12 protein-coding genes are annotated in these 16590 nt (G+C 71.4%); 8 read left to right on the forward strand and 4 right to left on the reverse strand.

What is annotated here, in order from left to right:
- Positions 1 to 39: 39 nt before the first annotated feature.
- Positions 40 to 1473 carry a hypothetical protein gene (locus DEI92_RS10500; RefSeq protein ID WP_111013453.1) on the forward strand — a complete coding sequence of 478 codons (1434 nt, stop codon included), beginning with the start codon at positions 40 to 42 and terminating at the stop codon, positions 1471 to 1473.
- Here the strand turns inward: DEI92_RS10500 and DEI92_RS10505 are convergent.
- Complete coding sequence (locus DEI92_RS10505) at positions 1427 to 2176, reverse strand: polyprenol monophosphomannose synthase (RefSeq protein ID WP_111009633.1); 750 nt, start codon at positions 2174 to 2176, stop codon at positions 1427 to 1429. The genes DEI92_RS10500 and DEI92_RS10505 overlap by 47 nt on opposite strands.
- Before the next feature lie 129 nt (positions 2177 to 2305).
- On the opposite strand from DEI92_RS10505, the gene DEI92_RS10510 reads away from it, so the two are divergent.
- On the forward strand, positions 2306 to 3601 hold the full coding sequence (locus DEI92_RS10510) for an O-antigen ligase family protein (RefSeq protein ID WP_111026185.1): 1296 nt from the start codon (positions 2306 to 2308) through the stop codon (positions 3599 to 3601).
- A gap of 73 nt (positions 3602 to 3674) precedes the next feature.
- Here the strand turns inward: DEI92_RS10510 and DEI92_RS10515 are convergent, their stop codons facing one another.
- The 3 genes from DEI92_RS10515 to DEI92_RS10525 form a co-directional block, all read right to left on the reverse strand.
- Positions 3675 to 5000, reverse strand: coding sequence for a hypothetical protein (locus DEI92_RS10515; protein WP_111013455.1), 1326 nt, complete (start codon positions 4998 to 5000; stop codon positions 3675 to 3677).
- A 118-nt stretch (positions 5001 to 5118) separates the two neighbouring features.
- Positions 5119 to 7278, reverse strand: a complete 2160-nt coding sequence (locus tag DEI92_RS10520; RefSeq protein WP_146249143.1) for a hypothetical protein — start codon at positions 7276 to 7278, stop codon at positions 5119 to 5121.
- Between the two features lie 146 nt (positions 7279 to 7424).
- Positions 7425 to 8453, reverse strand: coding sequence for a glycosyltransferase family 2 protein (locus tag DEI92_RS10525; RefSeq protein ID WP_111013457.1), 1029 nt, complete (start codon positions 8451 to 8453; stop codon positions 7425 to 7427).
- 111 nt (positions 8454 to 8564) lie between these two features.
- Here DEI92_RS10525 and DEI92_RS10530 point away from each other — a divergent pair, with 111 nt between their 5' ends.
- From DEI92_RS10530 to DEI92_RS10555, 6 genes are all read left to right on the forward strand, one after another.
- The gene (locus DEI92_RS10530) at positions 8565 to 11123 is read left to right on the forward strand and encodes a glycosyltransferase (RefSeq protein ID WP_220037493.1); all 2559 of its coding nucleotides are present in this window, start codon (positions 8565 to 8567) and stop codon (positions 11121 to 11123) included.
- 68 nt (positions 11124 to 11191) lie between these two features.
- Positions 11192 to 12127: an ABC transporter permease gene (locus DEI92_RS10535; protein ID WP_111013458.1), complete on the forward strand. Its 936-nt coding sequence runs from the start codon at positions 11192 to 11194 to the stop codon at positions 12125 to 12127.
- Between the two features lie 26 nt (positions 12128 to 12153).
- Entirely contained in the window at positions 12154 to 13398 is a 1245-nt protein-coding gene (locus DEI92_RS10540) for an ABC transporter ATP-binding protein (RefSeq protein WP_111009545.1), read from the forward strand.
- Positions 13399 to 13400: 2 nt separating this feature from the next.
- Positions 13401 to 14516, forward strand: coding sequence for a glycosyltransferase family 1 protein (locus tag DEI92_RS10545; protein ID WP_181434836.1), 1116 nt, complete (start codon positions 13401 to 13403; stop codon positions 14514 to 14516).
- The gene (locus tag DEI92_RS10550) at positions 14513 to 15379 is read left to right on the forward strand and encodes a glycosyltransferase family 2 protein (protein ID WP_111009544.1); all 867 of its coding nucleotides are present in this window, start codon (positions 14513 to 14515) and stop codon (positions 15377 to 15379) included. Before DEI92_RS10545 ends, DEI92_RS10550 begins: the two co-directional genes overlap by 4 nt.
- A 48-nt stretch (positions 15380 to 15427) precedes the next feature.
- The gene (locus tag DEI92_RS10555; protein WP_181434838.1) at positions 15428 to 16582 is read left to right on the forward strand and encodes a glycosyltransferase family 2 protein; all 1155 of its coding nucleotides are present in this window, start codon (positions 15428 to 15430) and stop codon (positions 16580 to 16582) included.
- The last annotated feature ends 8 nt before the right edge of the window (positions 16583 to 16590 follow it).

Below are 16590 nucleotides of genomic sequence, written 5' to 3' on the forward strand. Positions count from 1 at the left end.
ACGGTTGACGCCGACCCCGCCCCCGTCCGAGAGGACCCCATGACCGCGCCGGCCGTCCTGCGCTCCCGTCCGCACCCGCTCGAGGTCGTCGGCATGGTGCTCGCCACCGTGCTCCTCACGGTCCTGAGCGCCGCGGACAAGCTCACCTGCTCCAAGGGCGTCTTCGCCTCGAACGGCGCGAGCACCGACCCGTACCAGGACGTCGTCCGCAAGGCCTGCTACTCGGACGTGCTGTCGCTCTGGGGCAGCCGGGGGCTCATCGCGCACCTCGTGCCCTACGTGCACGGGACGTACACGGCCGACCCGCCGGCGGTCCACGGCGGCACGGTCGAGTACCCGGCACTGACGGGCCTGTTCGTCTGGCTCACCGCACTCCCGGTGTCCACCGACGTCGGGTTCCTGCTCGTCACCACCTGCGTGTTCGCGGTCGTCGGCGTGCTCGTGACGCTCCTCCTGGTGCGTGTCGCCGGTCGGCGGGCCTGGGCCTGGGCAGCGACGCCGCCGCTCGCGCTCTACGCCCTGTACAACTGGGACGTCTTACCCGTGCTGATGACCGCGCTCGGGATCGCGCTCGTCGTCGCGGGCCCGCGGCGCTGGTCGCCCACCACCCGCGTGCTCCTCGCGGCCGCCGCCTTCGGCGTCGGCGGCGCGCTCAAGCTCTACCCGATCATGTTCGTGCTCCCCCTGGCCCTCGCGGTGCTCACCGACGGACGCCGTCGGACGATCGGTCCGCGTCTCCTCCGGGCCCTCGCGCCCATCGGCGTCGCGGTGGGGGTCGTCGCGGTCGTCAACGTCCCGCTCGCGGTCGTCAACTTCACCGGGTGGTTCTCGGTCTTCCGGTTCCAGGCCGCCCGCAACATCGATCGCGCGACGCTGTCGATCTGGTACTGGGGGCTCCGCCCGTGGTCCGACGACGGCACCGAGCACATCCAGCACCTCATGAGCGCGGCGTCGACCGCCGCGACCGCCGTCGGCATCGTCGTCGTCGTGGTCGTGAGCCTGCTGCTCGCACGCGGCGGTCGGCCCTACCCCTGGCTGCAGACGAGCGCGGCGCTGCTGTGCGTGTACATGGCGTTCAACAAGGTGGACTCGCTGCAGTACACGCTCTGGCTGCTGCCCTTCTTCGTCACGGTGCGGATCCGCGTCGGTTGGATCGCCGCGTACCTCGTGGCCGACCTGTGCGCGTTCGTCGGGTGGTTCCGGTGGCTGTACTACCTGACGCTCGGGCATCCGGCCGGGACCACGTGGGCCGACCAGGCGCTCGCACTCGGCGTCTGGGGACGGGCAGTGCTGCTCGTCTGCATGGTCGTCGCGTTCCTGGCGTCACCGACGGCGCGCCTGCGGGGCACCGCGGACCCAGCGCTGCCGGAGCGCGGCTGGACGGACCGAGTGGCGGACACCGGGGACGGCGGCGCCCACGCGGAGCTCAGCGGCGCCGACGCCCGAACCGGCGCTGCAGTCCCCACTGCGTGACCCGCGCCATCGCCTCGAGCACGATCGCCCGGCTCATCTTCGAGGTGCCGAGCACGCGGTCGCGGAACTCGATGGGGCGCTCGACGATGCGGCCTCCCGCGTCGTGCACCCGTAACGTCATGTCGACCTGGAAGCAGTAGCCCTTCGAGTCGATGGTGTCGAGGTCCATCTGCGAGATCGCGTCGGCGCGGTACACGCGGAAGCCGGCGGTGATGTCGTGGACGTCGAGCCGCAGCATCCACCGTGCGTACCAGTTCCCGCCGCGGCTCAGGAGCTCCCGCGACCGCGGCCAGTCGACCACCGATCCCCCCGTGACCCAGCGCGACCCGATCGCCAGGTCGACGCGGGCGCCGGCGGGTGCGTCGGCGACCGCACGGACGAGGTCCGGGAGCGCGGACGCCGGGTGCGACCCGTCCGCGTCCATCTCGACGAGCAGGTCGTACCCACGCTCGATCCCCCATCGGAACCCCGCGACGTAGGCGGTGCCCAGGCCGAGCTTGCCGCTGCGGCGCATCAGGTGCACGCGATCGTCCCCCGCCGCGATGGCGGCCACGATGTCCGCGGTGCCGTCGGGGCTGCCGTCGTCGACGACGAGCAGGTGCGCCTCGGGCACCACCCCGAGGACCCGTTCCGTCACGGCGGTGATGTTCTCCGCTTCGTCGTAGGTGGGGACGATGACGAGCGGACGGACGGACGACGGCATGGTGCGGACGGACTCCTCGGACGCGAGCGTGGACGGTCGAGCGTATCCCATGCTCGGTCACGCGCCCGGGAACGGCCGCCGTGCCGCGTGGTCCGGGCCGCGGCGCTCCGGGTACGAGATGATTGGTCCGTGAGCTCAGCACCCGGACGCCGTGTCCTGGCGCGCCGGTACGTGTCCGCGTGGATCGGGTTCTCCGCCGGCGGCCGGTTCTCGCAGGCGCTCGCGACCGTGATCGTGGTGTTCGCGTTCGGGTCCCCGACCGTCCACGTGCTCGTCGGCGCGGCCGGCACCGGTGCGGTCCTCGTGTCCCTGGTGGTCCTGGCCGGTCTCAGCCTGCTCGGGCAGCGCTACCGGATCGACTGGCACGGCGTGCTCCCGTTGAGCCTGCTCGGCCTCGTCGGGTACATGGCGCTCAGCGTCCTGTGGAGCACGTACTCCTGGTCGTCCCTGCGCGGGTTCGCGTCCACGATCGGGTTCGTGTCCCTCGGGCTGTACCTGGCGCTCGGACGCGACCTCGTGCAGGTGGTGCGCGCCTCGGGCGACGCGCTCCGGATCCTCGTCGTGACGTCACTCGGGCTCGAGGTCCTGAGCGGCCTCGTGCTCGACGTCCCGATCCCGGCGCTCGGGATCACCGGCGACATCGCCTACGGCGGCCCGATCCAGGGCGTCGGCGGCACCCGGAACTTCATGGGGTTCATCGCGGGCATGGCGCTCGTGACGTTCGTCATGGAGATCCTCACGCACAGCGTCACCCGGTGGCGGGGCATCGCGTCGGCCGCGCTCGCCCTCATCACGCTCATGCTCGTCCAGTCCCCGATCACGGGCATCGCCATGATCGCACTCGCGGTGGCGGCGCTCGCGATCGTCGCGCTCCGCCGGGCACCGCTCCCCCGCCGTCCCGGCATCAACGCGGCGCTCGGTGTGCTCCTCCTCGCCGCCGTCGTCACGGGGATCGCGCTGCGTCACCCGTTGCTCCGCGGGATCGGAGCGGCCGAGGGCACCGCCACCCGCATCGCCCTCTGGTCGCGGATCCGGATCCTCATCGAGGCGTACCCGATCCAGGGCTGGGGCTGGGTGGGCACTTGGCCGACCGACGTGTTCCCGTTCGACACGCTGCTGACCGAGTCGGGTCGCCCGTTCGGTTCCGGCCTCAACGCCCTCGTCGACGCCTGGTTCCAGATCGGGCTCGCGGGCATGCTCGTCCTCGTCGCGACCGCCGGACTGGCGTTCGCGCGTGCCTGGGTCACCGCCACGACGTTCCCCGGGGTCGCCTACGTGTGGCCCGCCGTCGTGCTCGTCCTCATCGGCGTGACGAGTGCGGCCGAGAGCTACCTGCTCCACGGCGCGGGGTTGATGATGTTCGTCACCGTGCTCGTGATCACCGCGCGACGCCGGTCCTGGCGCTCACGCCTCCGGCGCCCCTGAAGCCCGTGCACCGGTGCCCCCGCGGCGTCGGCCGGTGCGTGGGTGCACGCGCCGTGGGTGCACCCGTCGTCGGCTAGTGCTCCAGCCAGGTGCACGGCACTGCCGCCACCCACCCGGTCGGGGCCTCGAGGAGTCGTGCCGGCTGCGCGGGTCGGACGTCGCACTCCGCGGTCCACGCCGTCACCTGGTCCGACCACAGCGGCCCGGCCTCGCGCTTCTGGCCGTCGACGGGCGCGTTCAGGGCGAACGCCACGGCCACCCCGGCGGCGACGACTCCGGCCACGGCGAGGAGGCCGACCCGCAACACCCGACGCCGTGCCGCGACCGCGCGGGCCGCGAGGACGTCGGCGGCGACGAGGACCGCGGCGAGCAGGAACATCGAACTCGGCGCACCGTAGCGGATCGTCCAGACGGTCCGCAGCTGCGCGGTCGTGTACTCCGCGTACTCGTAGACCGTGTTGGCGTTGAGGTACACCGACCCCGCCCAGACGAGGAGCGAGCCGTACAGCAGCACGACGATCGCGCCGCGCTGCCACCAGCCGCCGAGCACCACGCCGAGCACGAGCAGGGCGAGGACGAGCAGCGCCGGCACGACGAGGACCACGAACCCGTGGATCGCCGCCTCCGTCCCGACGTCCGCGATGTTCCACGTCGCGGCGCCGCCGACGACCTCGAGGAGGTAGCCGACGACCATGTCGGCCACCGAGACGGGCACGTGCTCCGAGGCGGTCCGCGCGTTGGACAGCGTCGTCAGGACCTGTGCACCGGTGCCGATGACGGCACCGGCGACGACGGGCCACTTGCGACGTGAGCGGATCCCGACGAGGAGCACGGGCAGGAACGCGATCGACTGGATCTCCGAGAGACCGATGAGCACCGCGACGACCGCCAGCACCCCGGAGTGCCACCACGACCGGACGACGACCCCGAACACCCACGGGGCGAGGAACAGGAGGTACGAGTGGATGTTGGCGGCGTTGCCGGAGATCTCGATCGGGGCCAGCGGGAGCAGCACGGGCACGAGACCGAGGAGCACCCGAGCCACCCAGGACCGGACGACGGCGCCGGACAGGACGAACACGCCCGCGCCCGCGGCCGCGGCGACGGCACAGCAGAGGGCCGTGTCGACCTCGGCGAAGCGGCCGGGTGACGCCACGTGCTCCGCGAGGGCGATCACGGCACGCGGGACGACGTGCAGGTACCCCTGGTAGGGCACGAGGAGCGACCCGACGGTGCCGTGGGTGAACAGGTCCTGCAGGAAGAAGCGGCCGTCCTCGGCCCAGAGGGTCCCCCGGCTCTCGGGAGTGAGCCGGAACCAGGCGACGAGCGTGCCGACCGCCCACAGCGCCACGGCGCCGATCGCGACGACGACAGGGTGGACCGTCCGGTTCCTGAGCACCGCACGATCATGCCAGACCGCTCACCCGCTCCGTCGCCACGGCACGGCGAGCGTGTCCCGCGGCCTCACCCGCGCGGGGCGGGCCGGTCTCCCGCGGCCGCACCCGCGCACGCCGCGGTCAGCGGACGGTGACGGTGCTGCAGCCGAGCGTCGGGTTGCTGCCGCCGGTCGCGTCGATCGCGTAGACGCACACCCGGTGGCTGCCCTTCGCGGCCGGGACCGTGGCGTCGAACCCGTGCGCCGTGCCGATCCCGCTGAAGGAGCGGGCGACGTCCGGTCGGCTGGTCGACGCGGTCAGCGCGGTCGCGCGGGTGTCGACGTACACGTGGACCGCGATCGACGTCGTCGGTGCGTCCGGGTCGAACGTCCACCCACGGACGTGGACGCCGCCGGTCACCGCCGCGACCTGGTCGAGGCTCCCCTTCGGGGCCTGGTTGACGACCGAGACGGTCCGACAGCCGAGGCTGGTGTCCGATCCGGCGCCCGTGTTCACGGCGGTCACGCAGACGGTGTGCGACCCGTTGCCGGCCGGCACCGACGTCGAGAACCCGTGTGCGGCCCCGTACACCGGGTAGAGCCGCGCGACGTCCGAGCGTGACGCGGAGGCCGTCACCCGCTGCGCCTTCCCGTCGACGGTCACCGTGACGGCCACCGGACCGGTGGTGTCCCCGTCGAGGGCCCAGCCCGCGACCGCGACCGAGTTCGTCGTGGTGGTCACGCCGTCGAGCGACCCCGTCGGGCTCGAGCCCGGGACGTGCACGGTGCTGCACGACCCGATGAGCGCGTTCGAGCCCTCGTCGACGTTGATGCCGTAGACGCACACGGTGTGGGTGCCGGCGGTCGCCGGGAGCGTCTCGTCGAACCCGTGCGCGGACCCGAGCCCCGAGGCGCGACCGACGTCGGACCGCGCGCCGGACGCGAGGGTGGTCGTGTGCGTGTGGTCGACGTAGACGGCCACACGGATGGAGTCCGACGTCTGGGGATCGAGCGTCCACCCGCGGACGCGGATGCCGCCCGGCGACGCCTGCGCCTGGTCCACCGCCCCGATCGGGGACGCGCTCGTCACGGTCAGCGTCCGGCACCCGAGCGCCGTCGTCTGGCCGCTGCCCACGCCGACCGCGGTCACGCACACCTGGTGACTCCCCGCGGCGGCGGCGAGCGTCCCGGAGAAACCGTGGTCCGAACCCCGGCCCGGGTAGGCCCTGCCGACGTCCGCGCGCGTCTGGTCGGCCGTCATCGTCGTGGGGCTGCCACCGTCCACCGTGACCCGGACCCGGATCGGGTCGTCGACGTCGCCGTCCATCGCCCAGCCTCGGACGCTCAGCTCGTCGAACCCGCCGGTCGCCCCGTCGAACGACCCGACCGGCGACGCCGCGCCGGCCGTCGGGTCGCCGAACCAGTCGTTGTACAGGCGCCAGAAGTTCCGGTTGCCGTACGCCGAGCACGCGTCCCCGGTGCCGTAGAGGTTCGCCAGCGCCGCCGCGTTCGGCGTGTACGGCGTGTAGTAGTAGAGGTCGGCGGTCGCCTGGTCGGTGATCGTCACCGACTTGGTGCCGCACGAGGTCGGGACGTCGTACTGCACCGCGGCGGTCGTGCCGGGTGCGTACCAGGTGAAGTACTTGCTCGTGCCGGCGGGGTTCGCGTACCGCTTCCACTGCCAGGCGGCCCAGTACACCTGGTTGCCGACCCCCGAGTACGCCGGGTCGCAGGCGCCGTTCGTCGTGTCCGGGCAGGCGTAGCCCATGGCCCGCGAGAGCACGCCCGACGAGGGCTTCTGTGCGGTGCTGCCCGACACGAGTCCCTGCTCCTTCTGCAGGGTCACGAGGATCACCTTGGGGCTGATGCCGCACGCGACCGCCACCCGGGTGATGATCGTCGCCGCGCTCAGGCCCGATCCGCCGGTGACCGCCCCGCACATGGGGTCGGCGGCGTGCGCGTTCAGCGACGACGTGCCGACGTTGAGGCACGAGGTCGACTTGCACGTGCCGATCTGGTCGTCGAGGAACGACTGGACCGCCGACGCGGACATCGCGTCCCCGTCGAAGAAGTTGGCGTCCGAGATGATGTTCCCCGCCTGGAACGACGACCCGCTGAGCGCGCGGGCGGCTTCCTCCCCGGGCGAGCGCGGTGCGACCTGGAACCCGACGAGCACGGTGGCCAGGGCGAGCACCGCCATGACCGTCGCCAGGAGCTTGTTCACGTCGTCGGTCTCCTCTTCGCCGGTGGCGTCGGTGCTGGTCCGGTCCGCGGGCGCGGCGATCATCGGATGGGGTCGCACGACCACATCAGGTCCTCATGGTCACTTCAGGCTACGGGAACCACTCCAGTCACACAGCCCCCGATCCGTCCCCCGAACGGGCGGCACGACGGAACGGCCGGGAGGCTCGACACACCTCCCCGAGGCCGCTGCGGCGGGAGGTGTGCTCAGTCCGCCTCGAGGAGCTCCTCGACCCGCCGACGGTCCGCACGGGTGGCACCGTCGCCGCGACGGGCGCGACGGGCATGGCGGACCAGGCCCGGGGCCTCCCGGACGAGACGCCGCCACTGCGCGGGCGTGAGCTGTGCGCGGTCGGGGCGCGCGAGGTCGAGGAGGGCGCGCACCGTGGTCCGGAGCACCACCCGCAGCGTCGTGCCGGCCGTCGCGTTGCGCAGGACGACCGCGAGCCGGTTCCGGATGCTCTGGTAGCGGACCAGGGGTGAGTCGCTGCCCGAGCTCGCCGCGTGCCGGTGGACCACCACGGCGTGCGGCGCGTGCCCGATGTCCCACCCTGTCAGGCGCAGCCGCCACGACACGTCGACGTCCTCGTAGTACATGAAGAGGTGCGGATCGAACCCGCCCACCTGGTCGAGCGCCTCGCGACGGATGAACGCGGCGCCGCCGCTGAACCCGAACACGGGGGTCGTCTCACGCGGCCCCTCGATCGGGGCGAGCCAGTCGCGGTCGCGGCCGTTGCCGCTCCGGGAGAGCACGACGCCCGTGCCGTTGACGAGGTGGACGCCGCCCTCCGAGCGCCGCCAGCGTGCCCCGTCGGGCGCGACGAGGTCGTCGGGGTCGCGGCCGTCCGGGTCCGGGTCCGGGCGGAAGGTGCCCTCGAGCAGGGCGGTCGCGGCGACCGCGGCGGTACGGGGTCCGGCCGCCTCGAGCGCGGCCACGCCGTGTGCCAGGAAGCCGTCGTCGGCGACCGCGTCGTTGTTGAGCAGGGCCACGACCGTTCCCCGTGCGGCCGCGATCCCGGCGGTCACCCCGCCCGCGAACCCGCTGTTCCGGTCGATCGGCACGACGACCACCCGCGGCAGGTCGCGACGGAAGCGGGCGACGTCGGCGTCGCGGGCCTCGTTGACGACGAGCACCACCTCGACGTCGTGCTCGCTGCGCTGCGCGAGGACGGACTCCACCGCGCGCACGGTCAGGTCGGCGCGGTGCCAGTCGACGACGACGACCGAGACGAGCATCCGACCATCATCCCGCACCACCGGCGGTCTCCACGGTCCCGCGCCGGGGGGCTGGCTATACTCGCCACGGCCAGTGCGCCACGACCGCCGTCGACATCTGGAGATCCCGTCTTGACCGTCACCACCACGGGCACCGTGTCCGTCGTCATCATCAACTTCCGCGGCACGGACGACACCCTGGAGTGCGTCGCGCGGTTGAACGAGGTCGACTGGCCCGCACGCCAGCTCGAGATCGTCGTCGTCGAGAACGGCTCCGGCGACGACAGTGCGACCCGCCTCCGGGCGGCCCTCGGCGACCAGGCGAACGTCAAGCTCGTCGTGTCCGACGAGAACCTCGGGTTCACCGGCGGCAGCAACCTCGGCGCCCGCACGGCGACCGGCGAGTTCGTGGCGTTCCTCAACAACGACGCCAAGCCGGACCCCCAGTGGATCCGCGAAGGGCTCGCCGCGTTCGCCGCGAGCCCCCGCATCGGCGCGGTCGCCAGCAAGGTCCTCGACTGGGACGGCACGGCGATCGACTTCGTCGAGGCCGGGCTGACCTGGTTCGGCATGGGCTACAAGAACCACACGACCGAGCCCGACGACGGCCGGTTCGACCGCGAGAAGGACATCCTCTTCGGCACGGGGTCGGCGCTCTTCGTGCGCCGGGCACTGTTCCTCGAGATCGGCGGGTTCGACGAGGACCTGTTCATGTTCTACGACGACGTCGACCTCGGGTGGCGGCTGAACCTGTACGGCTACCGCGTCCGCTTCGCGCCGAACTCGATCGTGTACCACAAGCACCACGGCTCGATGAAGAGCTTCGGCGAGTACCGCGAGATGTACCTGCTCGAGCGCAACGCGCTGCACATGCTCTACAAGAACCTCGACGACGCCAGCCTCGGCACGATCCTCCCCGCGGCCCTCGCCCTCCTCGCCCGTCGCGCCGTCGCCAAGGGCGAGCTCGACAGCGAGTCGTACGACCTCCGCCGCTTCACCGGGGCACCGGACGAGCACGAGCCGACCACACCGGTGTCGAAGGACACCGTGGCCGGTCTGTTCGCGGTCGACCAGTTCGTGGCCGACCTGCCGAAGCTCCGGCAGAGCCGGGCCGAGGTGCAGTCCCGTCGGGTGAAGACCGACAAAGAGGTCTTCCGGCTCTTCGGGAACATCTTCCACCCGCTGTTCGGCAACGACTACTACCTCGAGGGCTTCACCGCCATCCAGGACGCGTTCCAGGTGAACCGGCCGATGATGCGCAAGCGCGTCCTCATCATCACGGGCGACGCGCTCGGCGAGAAGATGGCCGGCCCGGGCATGCGGGCGTGGAAGATCGCCGAGGCGCTGAGCGAGCACAACGACGTCCGCCTCGTCACCTGGAACGTCGCCAACCGGGCCTCGGACCAGTTCGAGGTGCACCGCGTCCGTCTGCAGGACGAGCGCGCGATGAAGGTGCACGAGGAGTGGGCCGACGTCATCTTCTTCCAGGGCTTCGCACTGCGGCACTTCCTGACGCTGCAGGCCTCGAACAAGATCATGGTCGTCGACCTCTACGACCCGATGCACCTCGAGCAGCTCGAGCAGGGGCGCGAGATGGGCGACGCCGCGTGGCGGAACCAGGTCCTCGTGACCACCGAGGTCGTCAACGAGCAGCTCCAGCGCGGCGACTTCTTCCTGTGCGCCTCGGAGCGGCAGCGGTTGTTCTGGATCGGGCAGCTCGCGGCCGTGGGTCGCGTGAACCCCGACACCTACGCGCAGGACGAGAACCTGAAGTCCCTCATCGCGATCGCACCGTTCGGCATGGACTCGACGCCGCCGCAGCACACCCGCAAGGCGATCCGCGGTGTCGTGCCCGGCATCGGCGAGGACGACAAGGTCGTCATCTGGGGTGGCGGCATCTACAACTGGTTCGACACCCCGACCCTGGTCGAGGCCGTCGCGAAGGTCGCCGAGCGCCACGACGACATCCGCCTGTTCTTCCTCGGTGTCGCGCACCCGAACCCCGACGTGCCCGAGATGGCCATCGTCGCGAAGACCCGCGAGATCAGCGAGAAGCTCGGGCTGACGAACAAGCACGTGTTCTTCAACGAGCAGTGGGTCGCGCTCGACGACCGCCAGAACTACCTGCTCGAGGCCGACGCCGGCGTCTCGACGCACTTCGCGCACGTCGAGACGACGTTCTCGTTCCGCACCCGGATCCTCGACTACATGTGGGCGAACCTGCCGATCGTCACCACCGAGGGCGACAGCTTCGGCGACCTCGTGGCCGCCGAGGGCATGGGCGTCTCCGTCCCGGAGCGTGACGTCGACGCCCTCGCCGACGCACTCGAGGCGATGCTCTACGACGAGGCCGCCATCGCCGAGGCCCGAGCACAGGTCGCCCGGGTCCGTACGGACTTCACCTGGGAGAAGGCGCTCGCGCCGCTCATCGAGTTCGCGCACGACCCGTACCCGGCTCCCGACCGCGCGAACGCCGCTGTCGAACGGGAGCGCACGGGCGGAGGCGTCGTCATCCCGCAGATCGGCAAGTCGCGCGAGCAGCGGTTCCACGAGATCGCGAACAGCCGACACGGGCTCCGCCGCGACGTCATGCTCGCGAGGCACTACCTGACCGACGGCGGCGTCCAGGAACTCGCGGGCAAGGTGCGCAACCGTGTCTCGACGATGCGCGCGAGCAAGTACGGACGCTGAGTGCGTGGCGGTGCCGGCCGGATCGGCGCGAGGTATAGTTTCCTGTTCGTCCGACGAGTGAGGTACACATGAGCACGACCATCGCCGACCGGACCGTCGCCGACCGGACCGTCGCCGACCGGTTCGCCCGTCTCCGCACGGAGCAGCTGGTGCCCGCGGGCCGGACCGCCGGGGGTACCTGGGGGTCGGTGCGCGAGATCCACGGTCAGCGCCAGCTCCTGGACCTCCTGATCCGCCGCGACCTGAAGTCCCGCTACAAGGACAGTGCACTCGGGTTCGCCTGGTCGCTCATCCGGCCGCTCGTCCAGCTGGGGATCTACTGGCTGATCCTCGGCAAGATCCTCGGCTCGTCCCGGGCGATCCCCGAGTTCGCCATCTACGTGTTCGCCGGGCTGACCCTGTACGGACTGTTCAGCGAGATCGTCTCCGGCGCGACCGGCTCCGTCGTCGCGAACGCGGGCCTCCTCAAGAAGGTCTACGTCCCGCGCGAGATCTACCCGCTCTCCGCGGTGGGCGGCGCGCTGTTCAACTTCGGGATCCAGATGGTGATCCTGCTCATCGCGACGGCCGCGTTCCGGTCCTTCCCGATGGACGAGGGGATCCTGTTCTTCTTCCCCGCCACGCTCGTGATCCTGATCTGGGCCACCGCCATCGGCCTGCTGTTCTCGGCACTCAACGTGTACCTGCGGGACATGGCCTACCTGGTCGAGGTCCTGATGATGCTCTTCATGTGGGCGTCCCCGATCGTCTACTCGTGGCAGATGGTGCACGACCGGGCGATCGCCGCGGGGATCAGCTGGATCCTGCCGATCTACGAGAACAACCCCGTCACGCTCGCCATCCTCGGCTTCCACCGCGCCTTCTGGACCGCCGGCGGTCCCGAGCAGTACCCGGACCACATGCTCCTCCGCCTGGTGATCGCCGGTGTCGTGGGACTCGTCGCGCTCTTCTTCTGCCAGCGGGCGTTCGCCCGACTGCAGGGGAACTTCGCACAGGAGATCTGAGTCCTCGGGACCGAGAAAGGCAGCACATGTCGATCGACAACGACCTCATCGCCCCGAGCGAGACCGAGGACGCCGTGTTCGAGGACGCCCCGACCGTCGTCAGCATCCGGAACGTCTCGAAGCGCTTCGTCATCCGGAAGGACAACTCCCTCAAGGAACGGATCGTCACGCTCGGTCGCGCCGGGCGCCGACACAGCGAGGACTTCTGGGCCCTCAAGGACGTCAACCTCGACATCCCGGCCGGGACGACGATCGGGCTGCTCGGGCCGAACGGATCGGGCAAGTCGACCCTGCTCAAGGTGATCGGCGGCATCCTCGAGCCCAGCACGGGGTCGGTCGCTCGACGCGGGCGCCTCGCCGCGCTCATCGAACTCGGTGCGGGCTTCCACCCGGACCTCACCGGCCGCGAGAACGTGTTCCTCAACGCCGCGATCCTCGGTCTCACGCAAGAGGAAGCCGAGGAGAAGTTCGACGACATCCTCCGGTTCAGCGGCATCGGCGAGTTCATCGACACGCAGGTCAAGTTCTACAGCTCGGGCATGTACGTCCGGCTCGCGTTCGCCGTCGCGATCCACACCGACCCGGACGTCCTCCTCGTCGACGAGGTCCTGGCCGTGGGCGACGAGCAGTTCCAGAAGAAGTGCCTCGACAAGATCCGCGAGTTCCAGCAGCAGGGTCGGACGATCATCCTCGTCAGCCACTCCCTCGGGCAGGTCCAGGAGCTCTGCGACCACGCCGTCGTCCTGCACCACGGCGAGGTCAAGTTCCAGGGGTCCGCGCGGCACGCCGTCAAGAACTTCCGCGAGATCCTCGAGGGTCGCCGCGTCGCCGAGGCCGAGGCCGCGGGCGAGGAAGCGACGCCCGGCAAGGTCGAGCGCGTCGAGATCGCCGCGCCGGGCCGCGCGCCGGGCGAGGAACTCCAGCCGGGCGACGACCTCGTCATCCGGATGACCGTGTCCCACACGTCGCCGCTGGAGGAGTGGAACTCGGGGTTCAAGATCGAGAACCAGCACGGCCACCTCGTGTACGGAACGGACAGCCGCAAGATCGGCTTCACGCACCAGCCGTTGCACGGTCGGACCATCGTGGAGTACCGGCTCCGGGACATCCAGTTCGGCGGTGGCCCGTACTTCATCCACTGCTTCCTCGCCAAGAAGACCGGGGAGCACATCGCGATCCTGCGCGAGGCGGCCCGGTTCGTCATGGCCGACGACGACCGTCACGCCGGGATGACGCGGGTGTCGACCGTCGCACGCGAGATCCCCGCCTGACGGTGGTCGACCTCCCGGTCCTCGTCGACGCGACCAGTCTCCCGCCGAACCGCGGAGGCGTGGCGCGCTACATCGTGGGCCTCTTGCGCGGCCTGGCCGAGGACGGCGTGGCGGTGGGTGTCGTCGTGAAGCCCGACGACCTGTCGTGGCTCCGATCGGTGGCGCCGTCGCACCGCTACGCGGTCGCGCCCGCCGCCGTGGCGCGTCGTCCGGTCCGACTGCTCTGGGAACAGGTCGGGCTGCCGCTCCTGGCCCTGCGGGCGCGGGCACGGGTGCTGCACTGTCCCCACTACACGTTCCCCCTCGCCGCTGGCCGCAGGTCCGTCGTCACGCTGCACGACGCGACCTTCTTCAGCGACCCCGACGCACACGGGGCCCTGAAGCGCCGGTTCTTCCGGCTGTGGACCCGACTCGCCCGCCGTCACGCGCGGGCCACGGTCACGCCGAGCGCCGCGACGGCCGCGGAGATCGCCCGCTTCGTGCCCCACACCGCGGTCCCCAACGTCGTCGCGCACCTCGGCGTCGACCCTGCCGTGTTCCACGAGCCGACCTCGGAGGCCGTGCGCTCCTTCGCGGCCGAGCACGACCTCGACCCGAGCGAGGGCTGGGTCGCGTTCCTCGGGACCGTCGAGCCCCGGAAGCAGGTCGCCGCCCTCGTCGCCGCACACGCCGAACTCCCGGACGCTCCCCCGCTCGTCGTCTCCGGCGGCCTGGGTTGGGACCCGACGGCTCGGAACCTGCTCGAACGCGCGGGGAACCGGCCCGGCGCCCGCCTCCGTCACCTCGGTTTCCTGCCCAACGACCATCTCGCCGCGTTCCTCGGCGGCGCGACCGTCGTGGCGTACCCGAGCACCGGCGAGGGCTTCGGACTCCCGGTCCTCGAGGCCATGGCGTGCGGTGCCGCCGTCCTGACGACGCGCCGTCTGGCGATCCCGGAGGTCGGAGGCGACGCCGTCGCGTACGTGGAGCCCACGGCGGACGCGATCGCCGCGGGTCTCGCGAGCCTGCTCACCGACCCGGCGCTTCGCTCCGCCCTCGCCACCGACGGCCGACAGCGTGCGCAGACCTTCACCTGGCGCGCGTGCGCTCGCGTGCACGAGGAGGTCTACGCGGCATGACGACGACCGAACGACGCACGGCCCACGTCGGGATCGTGACCGTCAGCTACAACTCCGGCCGCTACCTGACCGACTTCCTCGCCTCGACAGGTGCGTCGTGCTCCGGCCGGGTCCCGGTCGTCGTCGCGGACAACCGGTCCGACGACCTGGCCGGGCTCCGCGCGGCGACGGAGGCGAGCGGTGCCGTGTTCCTGGAACTCGGCACCAACGCCGGGTACGGCAGTGCGGTGAACCGCGCCGTGGCCGCGCTCCCCCCGGACGTCGACTGGGTGCTCGTGTCAAACCCGGACGTCGTCCTCGCGCCCGGCTCCGTCGACCGCCTCCTCGCGACCGGCTCGGAACGAGCGGACATCGGCGCCGTCGGCCCGGCGATCGTCGAACTGGACGGGACCGTCTACCCGTCGGCGCGCGCCGTCCCGTCGCTCCGGAACGGGCTCGGCCACGCGCTGTTCGCCAACGTCTGGCCCCGGAACCCGTGGACCGCCCGGTACCACAGCGACCGCGACGGCGCCCGACGACGCGACGCCGGCTGGTTGTCGGGGGCGTGCCTGCTCGTGCGCCGCAGCGCCTTCGAGCGCATCGGCGGGTTCGACGAGCGCTACTTCATGTACTTCGAGGACGTCGACCTCGGCTACCGGCTCTCCAGAGCCGGCTTCCGGAACGTGTACGAGCCCGCGGCTCGCGTCACGCACGTCGGGGCGCACTCCACCCGTGGCGTGTCCGAGCGGATGCGCCGCGCACACCACGCGAGCGCGTACCGGTTCCTCGCCTCGAAGTACCACGGGTGGTACCTGTGGCCGCTGCGCGTCGCGCTCAGGCTCGCCCTGGGTGTCCGCAGCAGGATGCACGGTTCGACCATCTGACCACGTCGGCCTCCCAGGCCGACCCGACACCTCCCCGGGACTCCACCGATGAAACTCGCAGTCACGCTCATGGTCCGCGACGAAGCGGACGTCATCCGACCGTGGTTGGACCACCACCTCGCACAGGGCGTGGACGTCTTCGTCATCACCGACAACGGATCGGTCGACGGCACCCGCGAGGCCCTCGAGGCGTTCGCGGCGTCCGGCGTCGCCGAGGTCGACCTCCGACACGACCCGGTGCACCGGAAGCAGCAGAGCGAGACCGTGACACGGATGGCCCGCGAGGCGCACACGCTGCACGGTGCCGACTGGGTCGTCAACGCGGACGCCGACGAGTTCCTGTTCCCCAAGGACCGCAGACTGACGCTCCACGAGGTGTTCGAACGGCTCGACCCCGCGGTGAACGCGTTCGTCGTCCCCGTCGTCAACATGGTCGGTCCCCTCGCTCGGCGCGGCGCCGGTCTGTCGCGGCTCCTGTGGCGCGACGAACGCTCTGCGTCCGAACTGCACGCAGCGGGCCTCATCTCGCAGCCGTCCGGGAACGCGATCCACGTCGGACACCCGGACGTCGCCGTCGTCCAGGGCAACCACCTCGTGACCATCCCCGCGGGCGAGGCCCCCGCCGAGGACCTCGCGCTCGAGGTCCTGCACTTCCCCTGGCGATCGTGGGGGCAGTACGAGCACCGCGTCGAGATCGCCGGTCGCGCGTACGAGGCGAACCCCGACCTCAACCCGAGCCCGAACCACCACGGGATGCGTGACTACCGGCGCCTCCAGGAGGGCGTCCTGCTCCACTACTACGCGCTCCGCCACGTCACCGAGGCGGAAGCCGAAGCGGGGCCGTTCACCCGGGACGACTCCCTCGTCCGCTCGTTCGCCGACCGCGGGACGCCGCTTGCCGACGGCGAGGACGAGGTCGTCCCGGAGGACGAGTTCGTCGACCTGCGCCGGATCGGAGCCGCGTTGGCGGCGCGCGATGCCGAGGTCGACCGCCGCGAGACCGAACTCGGACGCGTCCGCGAGAACGTGCGGCTGCTCGAGTCGACGGTGCAGCACCAGCAACTCCGGATCGACGCCGTCGAGCAGCTCGCGAACCACCGGGAGGCCGAGCTCCAGCGCATGCGGGCGCGGCGCGTCGTGCGTATGGCCGACCGTGCGGGCGACGTGGCCCGGTCGGTCCGGTCGCGCATCCGCGCGCACTGACACCCGCA

The organism is Curtobacterium sp. MCBD17_034, assembly GCF_003234515.1.
Lineage (GTDB): Bacteria > Actinomycetota > Actinomycetes > Actinomycetales > Microbacteriaceae > Curtobacterium.

What these genes read in the sequence shown, in the direction of transcription:
- DEI92_RS10500 (WP_111013453.1), top strand. Translation starts at nt 40, where the DNA reads ATGACCGCGCCGGCCGTCCTGCGCTCCCGTCCGCACCCGCTCGAGGTC.
- DEI92_RS10505 (WP_111009633.1), bottom strand. Translation starts at nt 2,176, where the DNA reads ATGCCGTCGTCCGTCCGTCCGCTCGTCATCGTCCCCACCTACGACGAA.
- DEI92_RS10525 (WP_111013457.1), bottom strand. Translation starts at nt 8,453, where the DNA reads ATGCTCGTCTCGGTCGTCGTCGTCGACTGGCACCGCGCCGACCTGACC.
- DEI92_RS10535 (WP_111013458.1), top strand. Translation starts at nt 11,192, where the DNA reads ATGAGCACGACCATCGCCGACCGGACCGTCGCCGACCGGACCGTCGCC.
- DEI92_RS10540 (WP_111009545.1), top strand. Translation starts at nt 12,154, where the DNA reads ATGTCGATCGACAACGACCTCATCGCCCCGAGCGAGACCGAGGACGCC.
- DEI92_RS10550 (WP_111009544.1), top strand. Translation starts at nt 14,513, where the DNA reads ATGACGACGACCGAACGACGCACGGCCCACGTCGGGATCGTGACCGTC.
- DEI92_RS10555 (WP_181434838.1), top strand. Translation starts at nt 15,428, where the DNA reads ATGAAACTCGCAGTCACGCTCATGGTCCGCGACGAAGCGGACGTCATC.